This window comes from Cobetia sp. MC34 (assembly GCF_018340035.1).
Taxonomy (GTDB): Bacteria; Pseudomonadota; Gammaproteobacteria; order Pseudomonadales; family Halomonadaceae; genus Cobetia; species Cobetia amphilecti.
Window position 1 is genome coordinate 1 of the sequence record NZ_JADPPY010000015.1, and the last position, 22,409, is coordinate 22,409.

Genomic DNA, 22,409 nt, shown 5'->3' on the forward strand with positions numbered 1-22,409 from the left:
GTGATTAATTCCTGAACGTTATATAGATACGACAGAAGAGCAGCATTTGGGCATGATTCAGCGGGCCGTTACGGCGTAGATAGCGCCCCTGGTGCGAGAACCCAACGGCCAGCCACTTCAAGCCGCCTGATCAGGGCACTCGTGAATAAGGCGGGTTCATGGCAAGAATTCATTGCGAGGTGAGGGTAATGGAGAAAATAGTGCTCGATGCCACGGACCGCGCCCTGCTGCGGCTGCTGCAGCGCGATGCCAGCCTGTCGTTGGCGGCGCTGGCGGAAGCCGTGCATCTGACCACGTCTCCCTGCTGGAAGCGCCTCAAGCGCCTGGAAGAGTGTGGCGTGATCACCGCACGGGTGGCATTGCTGAATGCCGAGCTGATCGGCATGGGGCTGACGGCCTTCGTGCAGCTCAAGACCCGCGATCACTCGCGGGCCTGGTTCGAGCGTTTCGTGGCCATCGTCGAGGAGATCGAGGAAGTCACCGAGTTCTATCGCATGGCCGGTGACTACGACTATCTCCTCAAGGTGCAGGTCGAGGACATGAACGCCTACGACCGCGTCTACAAGCGGCTGGTCAACACCATCGACGAGCTGAGTGACGTGTCGGCCCGCTTCGCGATGGAGCGCATCAAGACGACCACCGCGCTGCCGCTGTGATGGCTGTCAGGCGGTGACGTCTGATCGCCGGTTGAGCACCGCGCGCCAGCGCGCTCAATAACCGTGCTCGCGGCTGATGCCTGTCAGCACTTCACCCCGCTGAATGCGGCGAATGTTGTCGGCCAGCTGGTCGGCTGCCTCGGCCACCGGGGTCGGCGCGGCGGCATGCGGCGTGATGATCACGCGCGGCTGGTGCCACAGCGGGCTGTCTTCGGCCAGTGGCTCGTGCTGGAAGACATCGAGCAGGGCGCCCCTGAGCTTGCCTTCCTCGAGCGCCGCGACCAGATCCTCCTCGACCACGCTGCTACCACGCCCCGGATTGATCAGCACGGCGTCGTCGGGCAGGGCCTGGAAGGCCTCGGCGTTCAGCACGTCTCTCGTGGCCGGCGTATTGGGCAACAGGTTGATCACCGCCTTGAGGCCGAGCGACTCGTCACCCAGCACTTGCTTGAGCGAGCGGCCGCCTTCGCCGGTCTCATGGTGGCAGGTCACGCCCTGCAACGTGTGGGCGCTGCGGCTGAAGCCATGTACCGGATAGCCGTCTGCCGCCAGTGATTCGGCGATCTGGCTGCCGATGGCGCCGAGCCCGAGTACCGCCACCGGGTACTGATGGGCGCGCACCACGCGGTGCGGGGCCCACTGGGTGTCCGCCTGCTGTCTGGCGTAACGGTCGAAGTCACGCCGAAAGTGCAGCAGGCCGTAGCGCACGTAATCCAGCATGTGGCTGGCCATGCCGGCATCGCTCAGCTTGAGCACCGGCACATCGTCAGGCAGTGCCGGGTTGTCGAGCAGGCTGTCGACGCCCGCGCCCAGATTGAGGATCGCCTTGACGTCGTGATTGCGGTGGCGCTCGAACAGCGCCGCGGGCGGCGCCCACACCACCAGCACATCGCCCAGCATCTCGCCGTCATCGGCAACGATTTCCAGCGGCGCTTGCTTTGCTGACGGTTCCGACGACTCGCCTTGCCGCGACCTCTTGGCGCCGGCGGCATCGCACAAGCGCTGACGCAGAGCATCGCACAAGCGCTGACGCAGAGCATCGCACCAACGTTCGGCGCGTTCATGATGTACCAGTATTCGCATGCTGTTCTCCTCTTCAGGGACGCTGGGTGGCGGGTCGGGATTGCTGCACTCTCCCGGCCTGTTCGCAGGCTCTGTTCGTGGCTCTGTTCAAAGGGTCTGGGGTTGTCACCTTGTCATGCGCCATTGCCTTTCGGGCATGGCCGGCTCGCGGGCGGCAATGGCGCAGGCCTTGCAAGGGCTCAAGCGAAGGGCGACAGTGCCAGAGTCGTCCTTTGACCCGTTGTTGGCAGAGTGACAGACTCGAATCCAGAGGGGAATTCGGATGTACGCATGTACGCCGACCCTGCCGACCCGCAGGGCGCATCGTTCGCTCGCGGCGCAGGCAGGTATTGTCAGCCCGGAGTGGCTGGCAGGTCGGCCACCCGCTGCCTGGCCCTGCGTATGGCCACTGGCTCCACCCCAACGTGCTGCTTGCCTCAAGGCCTGATCGAAAAGGAGCGCTGCATGAGTCAATTCCCGCCCCATACTGGTGCGCCCCAGCCAGCCTTCGCTGGCCTGGCCACCTTGCCCAGCAGCGAGGCACCGGCCACCGAGAGTGACTGGACGCCACGCGCGCTGTCCGCTGGCCGTCAGGCCTTCACCATCGGCGAGTATCGCGCGCGCATCCAGCGGGTGCGTGAGGCCATGGCGCGCGCCGGTATCGATGTGATGGTGATTTCCGACCCCTCCAACATGGCGTGGCTGACCGGCTACGACGGCTGGTCCTTCTATGTGCACCAGTGCGTGCTGCTGGGGCTTTCCGGCGAGCCGGTCTGGTATGGGCGCCGTCAGGACGGCAATGGCGCGCTGCGTACCTGCTGGATGGGCGAGGACAACATCCTGTGGTATCCGGATTACTACGTGCAGAATCCGGACATGCATCCGATGGAGTTTCTCGCCCAGTCCATCCTGCCGCAGCGTGGCTGGCACGATGGGGTCGTCGGGGTCGAGCTCGACAACTATTACTATTCGGCGCGGGCGCATCTGTCGCTGGTCAAGGAGCTGCCCCACGCGCGGCTGGTGGATGCCAACTCGCTGGTCAACTGGTGTCGCGCGATCAAGTCCGAGCAGGAAATCGCCTACATGCGCGTGGCCGGACGCATCGTCGAGCGCATGCATTCGCGCATTCTGGAGATGATCGAGCCGGGCCTGCCCAAGAGTGCGCTGGTCGCGGAGATCTACCGGGTCGGCGTCGAGGGCGTGATCGGCCCCGAGGGCGAGATTCTCGGTGGCGACTATCCGGCCATCGTGCCGCTGCTGCCCACCGGCAGTGATGCCGCCGCGCCGCACCTGACCTGGGATGACACGCCATTTCGCCAGGGCGAGGGCACCTTCTTCGAGCTGGCCGGCTGCTACAGGCGCTATCACGCGCCGCTGTCGCGTACCGTGTTTCTCGGCCGCCCGCCGCGCGATTTCGTGCGTGGTGAGTCTGCCTTGCTGGAAGGCATCGAGAGTGGTCTGGCCATCGCCAAACCGGGCAATCGCTGCTGTGACATCGCGCTGGCGCTGGGCGCGGCGATGGACAAGTACGGCTTCGACCGTGGCGGCGCACGCTGCGGCTATCCCATCGGCATCAGCTATCCGCCGGACTGGGGCGAGCGCACCATGAGTCTGCGCCCCAGTGACGAGACCGTGCTGGAACCGGGCATGACCTTCCACTTCATGCCCGGCATGTGGATGGACGACTGGGGGCTCGAGATCACCGAGTCGATCCTGATCACGGAAAACGGTGCCGAGCCGCTGTGTGATGTGCCGCGCCAGCTGTTCGTCAAATAGCCTGCCGACAAGTGTCAGCAGCCCGCCATAACAAGGAGTGGTGTCATGCGAGAGTCCCCCGTCAGTCTGACCATCGATCTGTTCGCCGATGGCGTTCAGCACGGTTTCTTCAAGCTGCCGATCTCGACTGACGAGTCGGCGTGGGGCGCGGTGATGACCCCGATCAGCGTGATCGCCAATGGTGAGGGGCCGACGGTATTGCTGACCGGCGGCAATCATGGCGACGAGTACGAAGGCATCACCGCGCTCTACAAGCTGGCGGCGCGTCTGACTGCCGAGGACGTGCAGGGCCGCGTCATCATCGTGCCGACCATGAATGCGCTGGCGGCCAAGGCCGGGCGGCGTTGTTCGCCTCTCGATGGCGGCAACCTCAATCGCAGCTTCCCCGGCAGCCCCACCGGCGGCCCGACCGAGCAGATCGCCGACTACTTCACCCGGGTGCTGGTACCGCAGTGCGACTATGCGCTGGACCTGCATTCCGGCGGTCGTACCCTGGATATCCTGCCGTTCGCGGCCGCGCACCGTCTCGACTATCTCGAGGAGTCGCTGGGCGTCGAGCAGTGTCGCCTGCAGGAAGCCGAGAGCCTGGCCGGGGCGCTGGCCTTCGGGGCGCCCTCGGCGATGATGATGTTCGAGCTGGACGCCGAGGCACTCTACGACACGGCGGTGGAACGCCAGGGCAAGGTCTTCGTCACCACGGAGCTGGGCGGTGGCGGTTCCACCACGCCGGAGCGTCAGGCGATCGCCGACCGTGGCGTCGACAACTTCCTCGCCTTCAGTGGTGTGCTGCGCGCGCGCAGTCGCGCGGATCTGGAGCAGGACATCGAGCGCCAGCGTGCCAGCCAGGCGGACGCGCCGCTGTTGATCGACATGCCGGATGCCAGCTGTTACGTGCAGAGTGAGCATGAAGGGCTGCTGGAGCTGTGCGTGGCACTCGGCGAGCAGGTCACGGCGGGGCAATGCGTGGCGCGGGTCTATCCGCTGGGGCGCGCCGGTCAGGCGGCGGTGGAATACCGCGCCGCCCGTGATGGTGTGCTGGTGGCGCGGCGCTTCCCGGCCCAGGTGAGTCTGGGCGACACCCTGGCGGTGATCGCGGAAGTCGTGGACGACCTGGCGCGAGAGGCCTCATGAGCGCGAGCCCCTCCCGCTCGCTGCCAGCGCCGAAACTGGATGCCTTCGATCTCAAGATTCTGGCGATACTTGAGCGTGATGGCCGCATCACCAAGTCGCGGCTGGCCGAGGAGATCAACCTGTCGGTCAGCCCGTGCTGGGAGCGGGTCAGGCGCCTCGAGCAGGCGGGCATCATCGAGGGCTATGCCGCCATCATCAATCAGCAGCGCCTGAGTGATCAGCAGGGTGGCGACTCCCAGGGGGCTGCCCCGCGCACGCCGGTGTGGGTCGAGATCCACCTCAAGCATCATGATGCCGGCAGCTTCCAACGCTTCGAGCGTGCCATGCGAGAGGCGGATGAGGTGATCGAGTGCGTCGCCGTCGGCGGCGGGGTGGACTACCTGCTGCGGCTGGAGACCGCCAGCATCGATGCCTATCAGCGTCTGGTCGATCACTGGCTGGTGTCAGAGCTGGGCATCGATCGCTATTTCACCTACATCGTCACCAAGCAGGTAAAATAGTCGCGCCGGGCGCGGACTTGTCGTCATCTTGCCGTCCCGCTTTTCAGGCTCACTTTCTTGACTCACTTTCCTTGCTCATTGTCCTTGATCGCAAAGGGGATCGCACGATGGATAGACTCACTGCCATGCAGGTGTTTCGCGCCGTGGTAGAGGAGGGCAGTTTTGCGGGCGGTGCTCGTCAGCTGGGGCTATCCAACGGCATGGTCAGCAAGCAGATCTCGCGCCTGGAAGCCGAGCTGGGCGTTCGCCTGCTGATGCGCACCACGCGCAGTCTGCAGCTGACCGCCGAGGGCGAGCATTACCCGGCGGGTGCCTGTCGTGTGCTCAATGACCTTCAGGCGCTGGAAGACAGTCTTGGCGAGCGTCAGGGCGAGGTTCGGGGGCGCTTGAAGATGTCGGCGCCGATGGATTTCAGCATCCAGTGTCTGATGCCGGCCCTGGCGCATTTCCGCCAGACCTACCCCTATGTCGAGCTCGACCTGCGCCTGGAGGATCGCCATGTCGACCTCATGGCCGAGGATTATGATCTGGTGATTCGCGCCGGTGCGCTGTCTGATTCCAGTCTGATCGCGCGCCGGCTGGCGGGCACCCAGGTCGGGGTCTATGCCAGCCCCGGTTACCTGGCCGAGAATGGCACGCCCGAGGTGCCGGAAGACCTGACCCATCACCGCTGCCTGAATTACACCCAGCAGCGCGAAGGGCCGGTGTGGAGTTTCATGGTCGACGGGCGGTCACGCAAGATCCGCCTGTCGCCGACCTTCAGCTGCGACAGCGGGCGCGGGCTGGTCGAGGCCGCTGCCCAGGGCATCGGCATTACCTGCAAACCGGATTTTCTGGTGGCCAATGACGTCGCCAATGGCCGCCTGGTGCCGCTGCTTGTCGACTACTGGTGCGCGCCGGTGGATATCCATCTGGTCTATGCCGAGCGCGACATGCAGCCGGCGCGCCTGCGGGCATTGATCGAGGTGCTGTGTGAGCACTTCGCGCGGATTGGCCATACGATGATGCCCGACGTGCTCGCCACGTCATCGACAGCCGTTCGCGACACCACGGCCGTGAATGATGCCGGGCAGCGCGATCCGTCACCGCTCGAGGCTGTGAAGCCGGGTCTGCGGCCGTGATAGACTCCGCGCCCTTGTCCCGTCTGTTCGAGTCGCCCGTCTCCATGATGATTGTCGCCAGCGGTATCTGCCGATGAGTCCTGCCTGCCCAGGCGACACGCCTGCCTTCGCTTCCCGTTCTTCCGCCCCGGTGCTGGTCTTCGATTCCGGTGTCGGCGGGTTGTCCGTCGCCGCCGAGATCCGCCGTCAGTGGCCGCAGCTGTCGCTGGCCTATGTCTGTGACAACGCCGCGCTACCCTATGGCACCAAGCCGGATGACTGGTTGATACCGCGCATCGTTCAGGTGTGCGTGGCGGCCGTCGAGGCAAGCGGGGCACGGGCGTTGGTGGTCGCCTGCAATACCGCCAGCACTCTGGCGCTGACGGCATTGCGCGAAGCGCTGTCGATTCCGGTGATCGGCACCGTGCCCGCCATCAAGCCGGCGGCGGCGTTGGCACGTGCGCGCCAGAGCGCAGCACGTCGTGAGAAGTGCGAGCCGCCGGTCTTCGCGTTGCTGGCGACATCCGCCACGGTGCGTCGCGCCTACACCGAGCAGCTGATCCGTGATTTTGCTGCCGACTGTCGCGTGATTCGCGTCGCCGCCGATCCGCTGGTCGCTGAGGCCGAGCGGCGTCTGCGCGGTGAGCCGGCGCGCCCCGAGGTGGTGGCGGCCAGTCTGGCTGATCTGGCGGCGGTCGAGGCGCTGGAAGTGGTGATTCTCGGCTGCACGCATTTCCCGCTGCTCGGCGCCGACATCTCGCAGGTGCTGGGCGAGTCTCGGGTGGCGCTGGTGGATTCCGGCGCGGCAATCGCTCGCCGCGTGGCGGAGGTGCTGGCGCTTGGCGCTGCGGCGCAAGCGGCGGATCAGCAAGTCGCCCAAGAGGCTGAACAGCTAGTCGCTCAAGCGGTTCAACCAGCACCGCATGAGCACATGGCGCTGGCGACGGATGCCCGGCAGCCGGGGCTGGCCACGGCGCTGGCCAGTCAGGGTTTCGCCGCGCCGCAGGCGCTGTCGTTCGACGACTGAGGGGCAGGGGCGTTGACTCTCACGGCCCTCTTGCACCTGCCTGCTCCCGCCTTGACCCGCCATTTGGCGCTTGAGCTTCGCGCTGCCGATGGTAGGCTAGCGCGCCCAACCTTTGAATGGACGTGATCGGCATGGTTCACCATGACGTCCCCGCGTCCCTTTGCTCATCGTTTCAGTGCTGCGGTATGCCCGCAGGCAGGAGTCAGTGTGGCCATCGCCGTCGTCGATCCCAGTCAGTATGAACAGCAGCTCGCCGAGAAGGCCGAGCAGACCCGCGCACGTTTCGCTGCCTTCGATGCGCCGGAACTCGAGGTGTTTCCCTCGCCGCCCAGCCATTACCGCATGCGTTGCGAGTTCCGGATCTGGCACGAGGATGATGACCTCTATTACGCGATGTTCGAGGTCGAGTTCGACGACGAGGGCAACAAGAAGAAGACGGTCGTGCGCATGGACGACTTCCCGGTCGCCAGCCAGCGCATCAATGAGTTGATGCCGCTGCTGCGTGAGCGCCTCAAGGCAAGCCCGGTGCTGCGCGAGCATCTGTTCCAGTGCGAGTTCCTCACCACCCTGAGCGGCGAGGCACTGGTCACGCTGATCTACCATCGCAAGCTCGGCGAAGACTGGGAAGCCGAGGCACGCGCGCTGGAAGAAGAGCTCGACATCATGATCATCGGGCGTTCGCGCAAGCAGCATATCGTGCTGACGCGCGATCACGTCTTCGAGCGTCTCGAGGTCGATGGCCGCGAGTACGTCTATCAGCAGGTCGAGAACAGCTTCACCCAGCCCAATGCCGAGATCTGCCGCTCGATGCTCAGCTGGGCACGAGACGTGACCCATCCTGACAAGGCGCAGGCGGAAGGCCGTGAGCAGGGCGATCTGGTCGAGCTCTACTGCGGCAACGGCAACTTCACCATCGCGCTGGCCGAGAACTTCCGCCGCGTGCTGGCCACCGAGATCTCGCGCACTTCCGTGGCCTCGGCGCAGGTCAACCTGGCGGCCAACGCCATCGACAATGCCCAGGTGGCGCGCATGTCGGCCGAGGACTTCTCACTGGCGCTGGCGGGCGAGAAGGCAGGTCGTCGTGTCGCGGAGATGGACCTCGACAACCACGACTTCCGCACCGTGCTGGTCGATCCGCCGCGTGCCGGCCTCGATGCCGACAGCTGCGAGCAGACCGCGCGCTACGAGCGCATCGTCTATATCTCCTGCAACCCGCAGACGCTGATCGACAACCTTGAGGTACTGTGCCGCACGCATCGTATCGAACGCTTCGCGCTGTTCGATCAGTTCCCGTATACCGACCACCTCGAATGCGGTGTCTATCTGGTTCGCAGATAAGCGCATCTTCACACCGACAGCCGATGTCACGCCTGCATGAACGAGGTATCGCGCCAATCGTTTGAAAAACCAGAGCCCCGTCGTCATCTACCTGTCAGGTAGGGGACGACGGGGCTTTTTTGCGCACATGACAGTCACTCGAATTAGACTTTCGTTTCATGTGCGGACCGCCAAGTCAATACCCGATGCACAGATGTAATGCTGCATGACCAATATGGAACAGGCATGGGGCAGAGGCGCAGACTGCGCTAGTCTGTGATGCACTGCATGAGTCTGTGCTGCAACGCCTTTTTGGCCGGCGCAGACTCTCTATGACTATTTTCCCTGATACATCCATCAGGTCAGTCGAGGTGATTGATGCTACACGTGGCGACGGACGGCAAGCAGGAATTTCTTGCGCAGCTCGAAGAGCAGCTGGACAAGCGACTTCCCAAGGACAAGGTGGACGTGATCGCGGCGTTTGCGCGCGACTATCACGCAACGGCCTCCTTCGAGGACATGGCCGAGCGCAAGCTGGATGACCTCTACGGTTCCACCCTGGCCGTATGGCACTTCCTGCAGAGCCTCGAGGCTCCCAAGGTGCGTGCCTACAACCCGGACTTCGAGAAGCATGGCTGGCAGTCGACGCACACCATCATCGAAGTGCTGCACCCGGACATGCCGTTCCTGGTCGATTCCGTGCGTATCGAGCTCAACCGTCGTGGCATCACCGTTCACGCCATCCACAACGCCGTGCTGGCCGTTGCACGTGATGATGCCGGCCAGCTGGAGCGCGTGACGGCACCGCGTGCCGAGAACGCCCCGCAGCACCGCGAGTCGCTGATCTACATCGAGGTCGATCGTCACAACGACGCCGAGACGCTGGAAGACCTCGAGACCAGCCTGCGTGAAGTGCTGGCCGAAGTGCGCGTTGCCGTCGCTGACTTCGACGCCATGCGCAGCCAGGGCGCCCAGGCGCTGCAGGAACTGCGTGACAACCGTCCGCCGACCGTCTCCGAGGCTGACCATCAGGAAGCCTGCGACTTCATGCAGTGGATGGGCAACGACCACTTCACTTTCCTGGGCTATGACGAGTACACCGTCGACGAGCAGGAAGACGGCACGCGCGTGCTGAACAAGGTCGAAGGCTCCGAGCTTGGTGTGCTCAAGCTGGACCTCGAGCGCTATCACGAGCAGTCCCGTCACCAGCAGAGCGTCAACAGCGATCAGTACGTGCTGATTCCGGAACTGCTGTCCTTCGCCAAGAGTGCCTTCCACGCCCGCGTGCACCGTCCGGCCTACCCGGACTACATCACCGTCGAGCGCTTCGATGAAGAAGGCCGCGTGATCGGCGAGCGCCGCTTCCTGGGGCTCTACACCTCCACGGTGTACAACCAGAGCCCGCGCAACGTGCCGATTCTGCGTCGCAAGGTGCAGGACGTCATGGAAGCCGCCGGCGTCAACCCGAAGGGCCACAACGGCAAGCACCTGCTGCAGATTCTGGAAGTCTATCCGCGTGATGACCTCTTCCAGATCTCCACGGACGAGCTGACCCGTACCGCCACCAGCATCCTCAACATCCGTGAGCGTCGTCGCGTGCGTCTGATCGTGCGTGAAGACCGCTTCGGCAAGTTCTTCTCGGTACTGGTGTTCGTGCCGCGCGACGTCTATTCCACCGACCTGCGTGTGCGCATCCAGAATCTGCTGTGTGAAGAGCTGAACGCCACCTTCGGTGACTTCACGCCGTATCTGTCCGAGTCCGTGCTGACGCGTATCCAGTTCATCCTGCGCTTCAAGGGCGATGAGCCGGGCCAGTACGACATGCGCGCGCTGGAGAACAAGATCGCTCAGCTGGCCCGCAGCTGGCGCGACGAGCTGCACGCCGCCATGGTCGAAGGCTTCGGTGAAGAGCAGGCCAACGAGCTGATGACTCGCTACCGTGATGCCTTCCCGGGCAGCTATCGTGACGACTTCTCGCCGCGCACCGCCGTCTATGACGTGGGCCACCTGCGTGCGCTGGACGAAGGCCAGGCGGTCGGCCTGAGTACCTATCGTCTGGTCGAGGACGACAACTCCGGCGTCAACCTGAAGCTGTTCCACAAGCATCAGCCGATTCCGCTTTCCGACGTGCTGCCGGTGCTGGAAAACCTCGGTCTGCGTGTCATCGGTGAGCGTCCCTACGAGATCACCCGCACCGATTCCTCCTGCTGGGTGCACGATTTCGACCTCGAGCATCACGGCAAGGGCGCGGTCGAACTCTCCGAAGTGCGCGAGAGCTTCATCGAAGCCTTCAAGAAGATCTGGTCCGGCGAAGCCGAATCCGATGCCTTCAACCGCCTGATCATCGGCTCTGGCCTGGACTGGCGTGAAGTGGCGATGCTGCGTGCCTACGCGCGTTACCTCAAGCAGATCCGCTTCGGTCTCTCCCAGGCCTACATCGCCAATGCGCTGGGCAGCCATCCGGACATCACCCGCGAGCTGGTGCAGCTGTTCAACCTGCGCTTCGACCCGCAGGGTCAGGGTGGCGAGGATGACGTCAACGCCTGCCGTGAGCGCATCAATGGTCTGCTCGACCAGGTCTCCAGCCTGAACGACGACCGCCTGCTGCGTCGCTACGTCGACCTGATGATGGCCACGCTGCGTACCAACTTCTTCCAGCCGGCAGAAGATGGCCAGGCCAAGGACTACATCAGCTTCAAGCTCGACACGCGCAGCATTCCTGACGTGCCGAAGCCGCGCCCGATGTTCGAGATCTTCGTCTACTCGCCGCGCGTCGAAGGTGTTCACCTGCGTGGCGGCAAGGTCGCACGTGGTGGTCTGCGCTGGTCCGACCGTCATGAAGATTTCCGCACCGAGGTGCTGGGTCTGGTCAAGGCACAGCAGGTCAAGAACGCGGTCATCGTGCCGGTCGGCGCCAAGGGCGGTTTCGTCTGCAAGCGCATGCCGGAAACCACCGACCGCGACGTGATCCAGAAGGAAGGTATCGCCTGCTACCAGATCTTCATCCGCGCACTGCTCGACATCACCGACAACCTGTCCGGTGGTGACGTGGTGGCCCCGACGGCCGTCGTGCGTTACGACGAAGACGACCCCTACATGGTCGTCGCGGCCGACAAGGGCACCGCGACCTTCTCCGACATCGCCAACGCCATCTCCAACGAGTACGGCTTCTGGCTGGGCGATGCCTTCGCCTCCGGTGGCGCCAACGGTTACGACCACAAGGGCATGGGCATCACCGCCAAGGGCGCCTGGGTCAGCGTGCAGCGTCACTTCCGCGAGATGGGCATCAACATCCAGGAAGACGAGTTCAGCGTGGTCGGTATCGGTGACATGGCCGGTGACGTCTTCGGCAACGGCATGCTGCTGTCCGAGAAGATCCGCCTGGTCGGTGCCTTCAACCACCGCAACATCTTCGTCGATCCGAACCCGGACACCGCGAAGAGCTTCGCCGAGCGCGAGCGTCTGTTCCGTCTGCCGCGTTCCAGCTGGGACGACTACGACAAGAGCCTGATCAGCGAAGGCGGCGGTCTGTTCTCGCGTGATGCCAAGACCATCGCCATCAGCCCGCAGATGAAGAAAGTCTTCGACATCAGTGCCGACCATCTGGCGACCAACGAGCTGATCAACGCGATGCTCAAGGCGCAGGTCGACCTGATCTGGAACGGCGGTATCGGGACCTACGTCAAGGCGTCCAGCGAGTCCCATGCCGATGTCGGTGACAAGGCCAACGATGGCTTGCGTATCGACGGCCGTGAGCTGCGCTGCAAGGTGGTGGGCGAAGGCGGCAATCTGGGTCTGACCCAGCGTGGCCGCATGGAAGCCGCGGCCCAGCAGGGCGTGCGCGTCAACACCGACTTCATCGACAATGCCGGCGGCGTGAACTGCTCGGATCACGAGGTCAACATCAAGATCCTGCTGGACGACATCGTCGCCCGCGGTGATCTGACCGACAAGCAGCGCAACCAGCAGCTGGCCGAGATGACCGACGAAGTCGGCGAGCTGGTGATCAAGGACAACTATCGCCAGACCCAGGCACTGTCGCTCTCCGAGCAGCAGTCCAAGGAAGGCATGGGTGTCTTCCGTCGCTTCATCAATGAGCTGGAAGCGGCCGGCACCCTGGACCGTGAACTCGAGTTCCTGCCGTCCGATGAAGCGCTGATCGAGCGTTCCAACGCCGGTGAAGCCCTGACCCTGCCGGAACTGTCCGTGCTGGTCTCCTACGCCAAGAGCGATCTCAAGACCAGCTTGATCGCCTCTGACGTGCCGGACGACAGCTACGTGCAGCAGCACCTCGAGCGCGCCTTCCCGCGCGTGCTGATGGAGCGCTTCCCGGAAGAGATGTACCAGCACCGTCTGAAGCGTGAAATCGCCGCGACCCAGATTGCCAATGACCTGGTCGACCACATGGGCATCGCCTTCGTGCGTCGCCTGGAAGACACCACTGGTGCCGACAAGGCGGAAATCGCGCGTGCCTACATCGTGGCGCGTGACAGCTTCAATCTGGAAGCGCTGTGGACCCAGATCGAGGCCCTCGATCACCAGGTGCCGGCAGAACTGCAGTACCGCATGATGGGCGACCTGATGCGCCTGATGCGTCGTGCCACTCGCTGGTTCCTGCGTCAGCGCAGCTCCATGAGCGTCAAGGAATGCATCGGCCACTTCGCACCGCGTCTGGCCCAGCTCTCCGAGAGCATCGGTGAGCGTCTCAAGGGCGAGGCTCGCGAGAACTGGGAAGCGCGTCGCGACAGCTATGTCGAGGCAGGCGTGCCGGAGGCCCTGGCCAGCACCATCGCCGCGACCTCAAGCCTCTATGCAGGGCTTGGCATCATCGAGGCGGCCAAGGCGACCGGCGAGAAGATCAATCGCGTGGCAGAAGCCTTCTACGGCATCGGCCATCGTCTGGAGCTGCCGTGGGTCGGTGACAAGATCAACGGCCTTGAGGTGCAGGACAGCTGGCAGGCGCAGGCACGTGAAAGCTTCCGTGACGATCTCGATCGTCAGCAGCTGGCACTGACCGTCAGCGTGCTCAAGCAGGACAACGCACCGCGCGAGATCGATGAGCGTGTCGACAGCTGGATGGCCAGCCATGAGAGTCTGGTCAGCCGCTGGTGCTCACTGCTCGGCGAGATGAAGGGCGGTGCTCAGCTGAGCTTCCCGCTGTTCGCGGTCGCCCTGCGCGAGCTGGTCGATCTGGCCGAGTCCAAGCGCGAAGCCTGATGCTTTCGGCCTTGGAGGCAGCAAGAGGCTGACGCAAGTGGCGAGTAGCTGATGACTCGCTGATAGAAGCCCTCACCATTGGTGAGGGCTTTTTCATGTCGGGAATGAATAAAAAAGTGATAGCTGAAGCCTGCGGTAAGGTAACTGTCGTCAGCTGTCTGGTATGCTGAATGGCGACCAGTGCAGAGACTGATACAGGCCCTGATGGTTGCATCCTTTTCTGCAGACCCTGTTTTCAGTCCTTGATTTTCAGACCCTCATTTCAAGTCTCGGAGTCGCTGCGGCGCTCGCTGGAGGCTTCTGTTTTCAAAGCATCAGTACAACAAGGCAGAGACACCATGTCACATCGTGCATTACCCCTCGCCTGCGCCCTCGCGCTCGGCCTGTCCACTCTGGCCTCCCAGGCCGTGCTGGCCGATGGCAGCCCCGCTCAGCAGCGTGCAGAAGAAGCGGCAGGCAAGCTGGACATCTCCAAGTTCCTCAAGCCGCGCAGTGATGCCCACAGCCAGAACTTCCTGTTCGGCGGCACCAGCGTGCACCAGTTCACCATCAAGGAAGCCGGACGCTACGAGATCGATGGCGTCGCCAGTTTCGATGTGACCGACCCCTACACCATGAAGGCCACGCTCGAGAGTGAGCAGGGTGAGGTCGTGGCCACTGCAGAAGGTGACAGGGCCTCCGATGGCTTGAACATGAATACCGAGCTTGAGCCGGGCGTCTACAAGCTGCGTGTGCGCGCCGACAAGCTGGGGGCTGGCAAGTCGGGCGGCAACACCTATGAAATCAACGTCGCAGGCCTGAGCGAGAGTGGCGAGAAGCTGTCTGCCGAGGAAAGCGGCATCGAGACCGGCAACGGCCTGGTCTTCCTCGACACCGATGGCGATGGCCGTCGTACCGCCTTCGTCGATGCCAACGATGAAGTCGCGACCATCAAGCCGGCCACCGTTGCCGCCGCCGAACAGGCCGCCCGCGAGAAGAAGGCTGCCGAGACAGGCAATGCGGCAGCTGAAGGCGCTTCCGCCACAGGTGCTGCCGCCGCTACGACTTCGGCAGCCGCGTCTGCTGCAGCCGAGACGTCTGCCGCTGTTGCCACGACCGCTGCTGCTACGGGTAGTGCAGCCGTGACGGAAACCGAGGCCGAAGCGGAGCCGGATCGTCGTTTCGACGAGATCGTCACCGATGTGCGCATTCTCGAGAAGGGCGAGGTCATGACCTTCGACGTCGCGGACCGCGGCACCGTGACCATCGACAGCGAGACCTTCCCGGGCAGCGAAGGCACCTACAAGCTGCAGATGCGCCTGCTCGACGAGAGTGGCAACACCGTCGCCAGCGACAAGGGCGAAGGCTTCCAGGGCGACTTCCACCTCAAGACCGTGCTTGAGCCGGGGCGTTACACCGTCTGGGTCAGCGGTCAGAAGTTCGGCTCCTCCATGCAGGGCGTCAACAACTACACCGTGCGCGTGCAGCAGCTCGACGTGAAATGATCTGCAGGGCATGACCCCGACATAGTCGGGTGTGACACAAGGGCGGCCCAGCGGGTCGCCCTTTTTTGTTGCCCTGAGCATGAGCAATGGTGTCGGCCTTGGCGTGAGCGATTCTATCGACAGCAGCGCGAGCGTGCCGGCGCGCAGTGTCTGTCCCCGCGGGCTTCGGGTATACTTCGCGCCCAGCTATGCTGTCGTCACGACCCTGCCGCCCGCTGTCTGGAGATCATCATGTACTCGTTTGCTCGCTCGCTTCTCTTCAAGCTCGACCCGGAAACAGCTCATGGTGTGACGCTGAGTGCGCTGGACATGGCACATCGCCTCGGCATGGCGCGCGGTCTGGGCGGTGAAGCGCCGCGTGATCCGGTCTCGCTGATGGGACTCGAATTCCCCAATCGCGTTGGCCTGGCGGCAGGTCTCGACAAGAATGCCGATCACCTCGATGCGCTTGCCGCTCTGGGCTTCGGCTTCGTGGAGGTCGGCACGGTGACGCCGAAAGGTCAGGACGGCAATCCGAAGCCGCGTCTGTTCCGGTTGCCGGAGCATCAGGCGATCATCAACCGCATGGGCTTCAACAATGCCGGGGTCGAGCATCTGGTAGGCAAGGTCAAGGCCAGCCAGGCGCGTGCTGCCTTTGGTGTCGTGCTGGGGATCAACATCGGCAAGAATCTGACCACGGCGGTGGATGATGCATTGAGCGACTATCTGGTCTGCCTCGATGCCGTGCATGCGCATGCCGACTACATCACCGCCAATATCTCGTCGCCCAATACCCCGGGGCTGCGCAATCTGCAGTTCGGTGATCATCTCAGCCAGCTGCTGGCCGGGCTTCGCCAGCGTTGCGATCAGCTCGATGCCGAGCGCGGCAGGAAGGTACCGCTGGTGATCAAGATCGCGCCCGACATGGACAGCGAGGAAATCCTGTTCGTGGCGCGGGCGTTGGCGGACAACGGCATCGATGGCGTCATCGCCACCAACACCACCATCGAGCGTACGGCGGTCGCGGGTAGTCCGCATGCGCAGGAGGCGGGCGGACTTTCCGGCGCCCCGGTGCGTGAATCGTCGACGCGGGTGATTCGTGGCCTGCGTGAAGCGCTGCCGAACATGCCGATCATCGGTGTGGGCGGTATCACCGATGGCGAGAGTGCGTGCGAGAAGATCGCCGCGGGGGCGGATCTGGTGCAGCTGTACTCCGGGCTGATCTACCGCGGCCCGGCATTGGTCGGTGAGTGCGCGCGCGCACTGGAGAAGGCCGATACCCTGATCAAGGTGTGACCCGGCCTGGGCTCCGTCGCGGCATGATGCTGGTATCTCCCACTCACGGCGCTTCAAGAGAGGGGCGAGTGGGGAAGGGCTGACACAGAAAAGCCGCCTCCTGACATCAGAAGGCGGCCTCGGTACCGGCGTGAATGATGATATGACAACGGCAGGGAAGTGATGCGTGATCTGCCGTTGTCGTGTTGGCTGCCATGTCCAGCCAGCGTGCACGATGCGAAGCGCTTTTGCCGTCAGAAACGGCGGTTGGGGGTTGGCCCCTTGAGCTCATCGGGTGCGTGGATGGTTGAAGCAGGCCTGGAAAGAACCTGCTGATGCAGTCAAGGTGAACGTTTGCCCGTGTCGTGCTCCGCGCTGGACCGTCGTCCGCGCAGGCCGTCGCCTGCTGCGCCTCCTCTTCTGGAGCCATACCACGATTGAAACGACACGAGCGCCAACATCTCGGCCTTTCAGGAAGTGAAGCGAGTCGGCCCCATTGCCTACTGCGTCTCTTGCCTGTCAGTGCCGCGCGTCATCAAGATAGAAATAAGGCGTTACCTCCCTGGTGATTTGACGTGTCGCTGGGCGACTTCCGTGGGATTTTCCGGGTGATGTCGCTAAACCGACTCACCGTGAACACCTCGAGTCCTCTCTGTACGTGCCAGCCGACCCTGTAACATGTCAGGAGCCGGTGGCGTGATGCCGGAGAATCCGCTTGGGCAGCGCATCAGGCTGCGTCGGCGGCGTGAAAGGCGCCAGGCGCCGTATTGCCAGTGTCATTCCGTGACGTGCCGCTTTCCTGAAATGGGATGACCTCCTGGTCGCGGATGATGAACCTTGGCGTCATGCGGTGCTCAGCTGAGCACCATGGGGTTCTTGTGGATGCCGGAGACGCCGGTCATTCCCGACCATTGGTCCCCGCGGCCTTCACGCCAGCCGCTCATCCAGAATTCACGTAGATTGACATCGATACTGGGACAATCATCACGGGAACGGCCGGTGACACCAGCCTTGTAGCCGTGAACATAGGCACGCTGAAAGCGATCACGTTTCTGTCTCTTCATGGATGACCTCTAAGTGAGAACCCATCGGCACTGTGTGTCAGTGATGGCGTGACGTACCCGGCGAGACCTTGTCTGGCCGCGGTTGTCCTGCCATTGGACATGCCGAGTGAGAGAGTTGGCCGATGCCCTGTCGGACACTGCCGGCCTCGTGCATCATCACCTCGCGTCGTTGGCCATTCTTGTCGGAAAAGGTCACGAGTGTGAGATGATGGAAGGTCTTGCCTGTATATGCTCGAGCGTGATGGTGAAAGAGCGACTGCCTTGCCGTGCCGGAAGTCCGATCTCCTGAGCGGCACAGGTAGGCTGCCCGAATGAGGCTCGTGTCCCTTGATCCTCTATTTCGCATGGCGTGTCACCTTTCCGAATTGCAGCTACACCTATAGTTTTTAGAACACTGCCTCTGGCTTGTCGACAGCCGTATAGGAATATCGCTAGTGCCAGAAGCCAACTCACAGGAATAAGTCCGGCACCTGCCGGTGAGAGATTCATGACTGATACGACCTCTGCGACTACACCCCGCGCGCCCAGCAACTCGCTCTCTACCTGGTTTGCGACCTGCCCGCGTGGCATCGAAACGCTGCTGGCCGATGAGCTGACGGCTCTGGGTGCCGAGGTGACTGGCACGACCGTCGCTGGCGTACACTTCAACGGTAGCCAGGAAACCGCCTACCGCACCATCCTGTGGTCGCGACTGGCCAACCGCATCATTCGTCTGCTCACTCGCGTGGGTGGCGTCGACACCGGTGAGCAACTGCGCAAGGCGAGTGCGGGTGTCGATTGGGCGATGGAATTGCCAGATCGTGCGTCCATCGCCGTCGATTTCCACGGAACATGGAAAGATATTCGTCACACCTTCTTCGGTGCCCAGACCGTCAAGGACGGCATCGTCGAGGCGATGTTCGAGGAAGGCCGCAACAAGCCGACCGTCGATGGCAAGAATGCAGATCTGCGCATCTACGCGCACCTGCACAATGGCTACATCACCCTGGGCATCGACCTCGTGGGGCGCAGTCTGCATCAGCGTGGCTACCGTCCTGATCTCGCCCATGCGCCGCTGAAGGAAAACCTGGCGGCGGCCCTGCTGATGCGGGCCGACTGGCCGGCGCGTGCGGCGCGTGGTGAGAGCCTGGTCGACCCGATGTGCGGCTCCGGCACGTTGCTGATCGAAGCGGCCTTGATGGCGGCGGATATCGCGCCGCAGTCGCTGAACCAGGACTTCGCCTGCCGCCACTGGGGGCGCCATGACGAGCGCATCTGGAAAGGCCTGTGGGAAGAGATGGAGCAGCGTGCCATTGCCGGGCGCCGCAAGGTCACCGCGCGTCTGTTCGGTCGCGATCACAGCCCGCAGGCGATTTCTGCCGCGCGCTCCAATGCCATGCGTGCCGGCATTCCGGCGCTGATCGAGCTGGAAGGCGCCTCCGTCGCCGAGCTGACCTGTCCCGAGGGCGCCACCACTGGCCTGGTGATGACCAACCCGCCCTACGGTGAGCGTCTGGGTGAGCTGCCGGCACTGGTGCCGCTCTACGCAAGCCTCGGTGAGCGCATGAAGCGTCACTTCGGCGGCTGGACGCTGGGCATGTTCACCGGCAATCCGGATCTCGGCCACCGCCTCGGCCTGCGTGCGCATCGCCAGTACGCCTTCCGCAACGGTCAGCTTGACTGCAAGCTGTTGATGATCGATGTGGCGGCGCGTGAGCGTGCGGTCGACGAAGACAGCGTGGCCGAAGATGCCCGCAGTCAGCCCGCGCTGAGCGAGGGCGGCCAGATGTTCGCCAATCGCCTCAAGAAGAACCAGAAGTCCCTGGCGCGCTGGCTCAAGCAGAGCGGCACCACCTGTTATCGCCTCTACGATGCCGACATGCCGGAGTACGCGCTGGCCATCGATATCTATGGCCGTCACGTGCACGTGCAGGAATACACGCCGCCCAAGTCCGTGGATGCCAGTCAGGCGCAGCGCCGCCTGATGGATGCACTGGCGGCGATCCCGCAGGTGCTGGGCTGCTCGCCCAACGATATCCATATCAAGCAACGCACGCGTCAGGCGGGCAAGGCGCAGTACACGCGCCAGGACAGCTCCGGTCAGCGTATCGAGGTGCAGGAAGGCGATGCCCGGCTGTGGGTGAATCTCAAGGACTACCTGGATACCGGTCTGTTCCTGGATCACCGTCCGGTGCGCAAGCTGCTGGGCAAGGAAGCGGACGGCAAGCGGGTGCTCAACCTGTTCTGCTATACCGCGACGGCCACCGTGCATGCGGTGCTGGGCGGTGCCAGCGAGAGCGTCAGCGTCGACATGTCCAATACCTATCTGGACTGGGGGCGCGAGAACTTCAAGCTCAACGGCATCAGCGAGAAACGCCATCAGCTGGTGCGTGCCGACTGCCTGAAGTGGCTGGAGCGCTCCCGCGAGGAGTTCGACCTGATCTTCCTCGACCCGCCGACCTTCTCCAACTCCAAGAAGATGGAAGGCACCCTGGATATCCAGCGTGATCACGCGCGCCTGATCGACCTGGCGATGGCCAGTCTGGCGCCGGGCGGCACGCTGATCTTCTCCAACAACCATCGTCGCTTCGTGATGGATGACAGCGTCAGCCAGCACCATGTGGTGGAAGACCTGTCGCGCAAGCTGCTGGACCCGGACTTCAAGCGTCGTCCGGATATCCACCACGTCTTCCGCATCCGTCGCGCCAGCGATGTGAAGGGCTGAGCGATGGCCAGCGTCCCGCTGTGGCTCTACACCACGGCGGGCTGTCATCTGTGTGCTCGGCTGGAAGCCACGCTGCAGGCGCTGAGGGCGGATGTCACGCTCACGCGGGTCGAGATCGCCTTCGACACGCAGCTGAGCGAGCGTTACGCGACCCGTATCCCTGTACTGGCGAGCGCCTCGGGTGCGGAGTATTCGCTGGCCGATGGCGAAGAGGTGTTGCCGGAGTGGTTGCGCGCGCAGGGCGTCGAGCAGCGCCTCGAGCAGGGTGTCGAAATGACGCCCCCAGCCGAGCACGACTCAGCCACTGAGCCGCAGGGCCCCGCCCTGCGCAACGGACGTCGCTTTCTGCGCTGAGCGGCGCAGACGTGTCGCTATAAGCTGGTGCAAAAAGACCGCCGCTACCTCAGGGTAGCGGCGGTCTTTTCGTGTCCGGCATCGTGCTGCGCGCTAGCTTTCCAGCAGCGACATCTGGCGCATGGCGTCTTCGGCTTCCGGGCTATCGGCCGTGGCCTCCAGCACCTTGGTGTAGCCGCGTGAGGCCTGAATGTGGGCGAGGTCGCTGACCCAGGTCATGGCCTGCTCGTGGCTTTCGGCGAGATCGTGCTTCAATCCGCCGAACTGGGTGCCGATCTGGCCCCATGAGCGGCTGACGATCCAGTCGCCGAACATGTCCTGATGCACATGGACCAGAACGTAATCGTGGTGGCTTTCCCAGCGGATGATCACGCGTGACTCCCGAGGCGAAACGATGGTGGCTGGACTCAATCATGAGCTTGTGACGCCCGTTGCGTGCGCCTAAGATGGCACGGCGGCGGGCAAGCAAGCATACCATTGTAATCTTCACGTGCCTTGCGGCAAGGTGTGAAGTCACTCAGGCGCTCATGCTGGCCCGTGAACCCGCAGCGACACTCATTGCCACAGCAAGGAAAGGCAACAGATGCACATCATCGTGGACGATAACGTCCCTCTGGCAGAGGAATTCTTCTCCGAACTGGGAGAGGTGACCTGCATGCCGACTCGCGAGATCACCAATGCCGTCCTCAAGGACGTCGACATGCTGATCTGTCGCTCTACCTTGCGCGTGGATCAGGCGCTGTTGGAAGGAACGCGGGTGCGCTTCGTCGGCTCGCCGATCATCGGCACCGACCATGCCGATCTCGAATGGCTCGCGGCCAACGATATCCACTTCACCAACGCGCCGGGCTGCAATGCCGACTCGGTGGTGGATTACGTGCTGTCGTCGCTGTGGCATCTGGCCGAGCAGGAAGGGCTGGATCTGCAGCTGGACCGCCGCTTCGGCGTGGTCGGGGCCGGTCAGGTCGGGTCACGGCTGGTCAAGCGTCTCGAGTCGCTGGGGGCCGAGGTGCTGGTCTGTGACCCGCCGCGCGCCGCGCTTGAGGGCCAGAGCGATGAGCGCCTCGAGAAGTCTCGCTTCGTGGACCTCGATGAGCTGGTCGCCGAGTGTGATGTCATCTGCGTGCACACCCCGATGGTCACCGGTGGCGAGCATCCGACCCATCATCTGATCAATGCCGAGCGCATCCGCGCCATGAAGCCCGGCAGCGTGCTGCTGAGTGCCGGCCGCGGTGGCTGTGTCGATACCGCGGCGCTCAAGCAGCGCCTCAAGGAGCAGGCTGATCTGCTGACCGTGCTGGATGTGTGGGAAAACGAGCCGGATATCGATGCCGAGCTGGCCGCACTGGTGGACATCGCCACGCCGCACATCGCCGGGCATAGCCTGGATGGCAAGATGCAGGGCACCGAGATCATCTATCAGCAGGCCTGCCGTCACTTCGGACTGCCGGCGCGCCGCAAGCTGGGTCAGCTCAAGCCGGACCCGTGGCTGCGCAAGCTGGTGCTGACGGGCTGGGCGCCGCCGGAAGAGGCGCTGGGGCTCTGCGTGCGCGCCTGCTATGACGTGCGCCGCGATGCGCTGGGCCTGCGTCGCTATCAGCGTCGGTTCGGCAATGCCGAAGGATTCGTGCGTTATCGACGGGAATATCCGCTGCGTCGCGAGTTCTCCACGCTGCGCGTCGAGCTCAAGAAGAATGCCCGCGAACTGCGAGAGGTGCTGGAGGGCTTCGGCTTCTCCCGCGTCAAGCTGGTCAGCAAATGAT

The 22,409-nt window shown here is 63.6% G+C and carries 16 protein-coding genes; 13 read left to right on the forward strand and 3 right to left on the reverse strand.

Annotated features, from left to right (window positions below):
• The first annotated feature begins 200 nt into the window (after nt 1-200).
• Entirely contained in the window at nt 201-656 is a 456-nt protein-coding gene (locus IZU87_RS09820; RefSeq protein WP_043334316.1) for an Lrp/AsnC family transcriptional regulator, read from the forward strand.
• A 54-nt stretch (nt 657-710) separates the two neighbouring features.
• Here IZU87_RS09820 and IZU87_RS09825 read toward each other — a convergent pair whose 3' ends face one another.
• Complete coding sequence (locus IZU87_RS09825) at nt 711-1,739, reverse strand: 2-hydroxyacid dehydrogenase (protein ID WP_213114382.1); 1,029 nt, start codon at nt 1,737-1,739, stop codon at nt 711-713.
• 444 nt (nt 1,740-2,183) lie between these two features.
• On the opposite strand from IZU87_RS09825, the gene doeA reads away from it, so the two are divergent.
• From doeA to IZU87_RS09870, 9 genes are all read left to right on the forward strand, one after another.
• Nucleotides 2,184-3,494 carry an ectoine hydrolase DoeA gene (doeA, locus tag IZU87_RS09830; protein ID WP_213114383.1) on the forward strand — a complete coding sequence of 437 codons (1,311 nt, stop codon included), beginning with the start codon at nt 2,184-2,186 and terminating at the stop codon, nt 3,492-3,494.
• Between the two features lie 45 nt (nt 3,495-3,539).
• Nucleotides 3,540-4,625, forward strand: a complete 1,086-nt coding sequence (gene doeB / locus IZU87_RS09835; protein ID WP_213114384.1) for a N(2)-acetyl-L-2,4-diaminobutanoate deacetylase DoeB — start codon at nt 3,540-3,542, stop codon at nt 4,623-4,625.
• Nucleotides 4,622-5,125 carry an Lrp/AsnC family transcriptional regulator gene (locus IZU87_RS09840; protein ID WP_213114385.1) on the forward strand — a complete coding sequence of 168 codons (504 nt, stop codon included), beginning with the start codon at nt 4,622-4,624 and terminating at the stop codon, nt 5,123-5,125. Before doeB ends, IZU87_RS09840 begins: the two co-directional genes overlap by 4 nt.
• Nucleotides 5,126-5,232: 107 nt before the next feature.
• On the forward strand, nt 5,233-6,246 hold the full coding sequence (locus tag IZU87_RS09845) for a LysR family transcriptional regulator (protein ID WP_213114386.1): 1,014 nt from the start codon (nt 5,233-5,235) through the stop codon (nt 6,244-6,246).
• Between the two features lie 73 nt (nt 6,247-6,319).
• The gene (gene murI / locus IZU87_RS09850; protein ID WP_213114387.1) at nt 6,320-7,252 is read left to right on the forward strand and encodes a glutamate racemase; all 933 of its coding nucleotides are present in this window, start codon (nt 6,320-6,322) and stop codon (nt 7,250-7,252) included.
• Nucleotides 7,253-7,459: 207 nt separating this feature from the next.
• Complete coding sequence (gene trmA, locus IZU87_RS09855; protein WP_213114388.1) at nt 7,460-8,590, forward strand: tRNA (uridine(54)-C5)-methyltransferase TrmA; 1,131 nt, start codon at nt 7,460-7,462, stop codon at nt 8,588-8,590.
• A gap of 357 nt (nt 8,591-8,947) precedes the next feature.
• Nucleotides 8,948-13,786, forward strand: a complete 4,839-nt coding sequence (locus IZU87_RS09860) for an NAD-glutamate dehydrogenase (protein WP_213114389.1) — start codon at nt 8,948-8,950, stop codon at nt 13,784-13,786.
• 338 nt (nt 13,787-14,124) lie between these two features.
• Complete coding sequence (locus tag IZU87_RS09865) at nt 14,125-15,270, forward strand: hypothetical protein (RefSeq protein WP_213114390.1); 1,146 nt, start codon at nt 14,125-14,127, stop codon at nt 15,268-15,270.
• Between the two features lie 231 nt (nt 15,271-15,501).
• Complete coding sequence (locus IZU87_RS09870; protein ID WP_213114391.1) at nt 15,502-16,545, forward strand: quinone-dependent dihydroorotate dehydrogenase; 1,044 nt, start codon at nt 15,502-15,504, stop codon at nt 16,543-16,545.
• Nucleotides 16,546-17,378: 833 nt separating this feature from the next.
• On the opposite strand, the gene rmf is transcribed toward IZU87_RS09870, so the two are convergent.
• The gene (gene rmf / locus IZU87_RS09875; RefSeq protein ID WP_043334308.1) at nt 17,379-17,588 is read right to left on the reverse strand and encodes a ribosome modulation factor; all 210 of its coding nucleotides are present in this window, start codon (nt 17,586-17,588) and stop codon (nt 17,379-17,381) included.
• Nucleotides 17,589-18,075: 487 nt separating this feature from the next.
• Between rmf and rlmKL the strand changes: the two genes are divergently transcribed.
• Complete coding sequence (gene rlmKL / locus IZU87_RS09880) at nt 18,076-20,292, forward strand: bifunctional 23S rRNA (guanine(2069)-N(7))-methyltransferase RlmK/23S rRNA (guanine(2445)-N(2))-methyltransferase RlmL (RefSeq protein ID WP_192837427.1); 2,217 nt, start codon at nt 18,076-18,078, stop codon at nt 20,290-20,292.
• 3 nt (nt 20,293-20,295) lie between these two features.
• On the forward strand, nt 20,296-20,646 hold the full coding sequence (locus IZU87_RS09885) for a glutaredoxin family protein (RefSeq protein ID WP_213114392.1): 351 nt from the start codon (nt 20,296-20,298) through the stop codon (nt 20,644-20,646).
• A 93-nt stretch (nt 20,647-20,739) separates the two neighbouring features.
• On the opposite strand, the gene IZU87_RS09890 is transcribed toward IZU87_RS09885, so the two are convergent.
• Nucleotides 20,740-21,018: a WGR domain-containing protein gene (locus tag IZU87_RS09890; RefSeq protein ID WP_043334304.1), complete on the reverse strand. Its 279-nt coding sequence runs from the start codon at nt 21,016-21,018 to the stop codon at nt 20,740-20,742.
• A gap of 211 nt (nt 21,019-21,229) precedes the next feature.
• Here IZU87_RS09890 and pdxB point away from each other — a divergent pair, with 211 nt between their 5' ends.
• Nucleotides 21,230-22,408 carry a 4-phosphoerythronate dehydrogenase PdxB gene (gene pdxB / locus IZU87_RS09895; protein ID WP_192837429.1) on the forward strand — a complete coding sequence of 393 codons (1,179 nt, stop codon included), beginning with the start codon at nt 21,230-21,232 and terminating at the stop codon, nt 22,406-22,408.
• Nucleotide 22,409 lies beyond the last annotated feature (1 nt).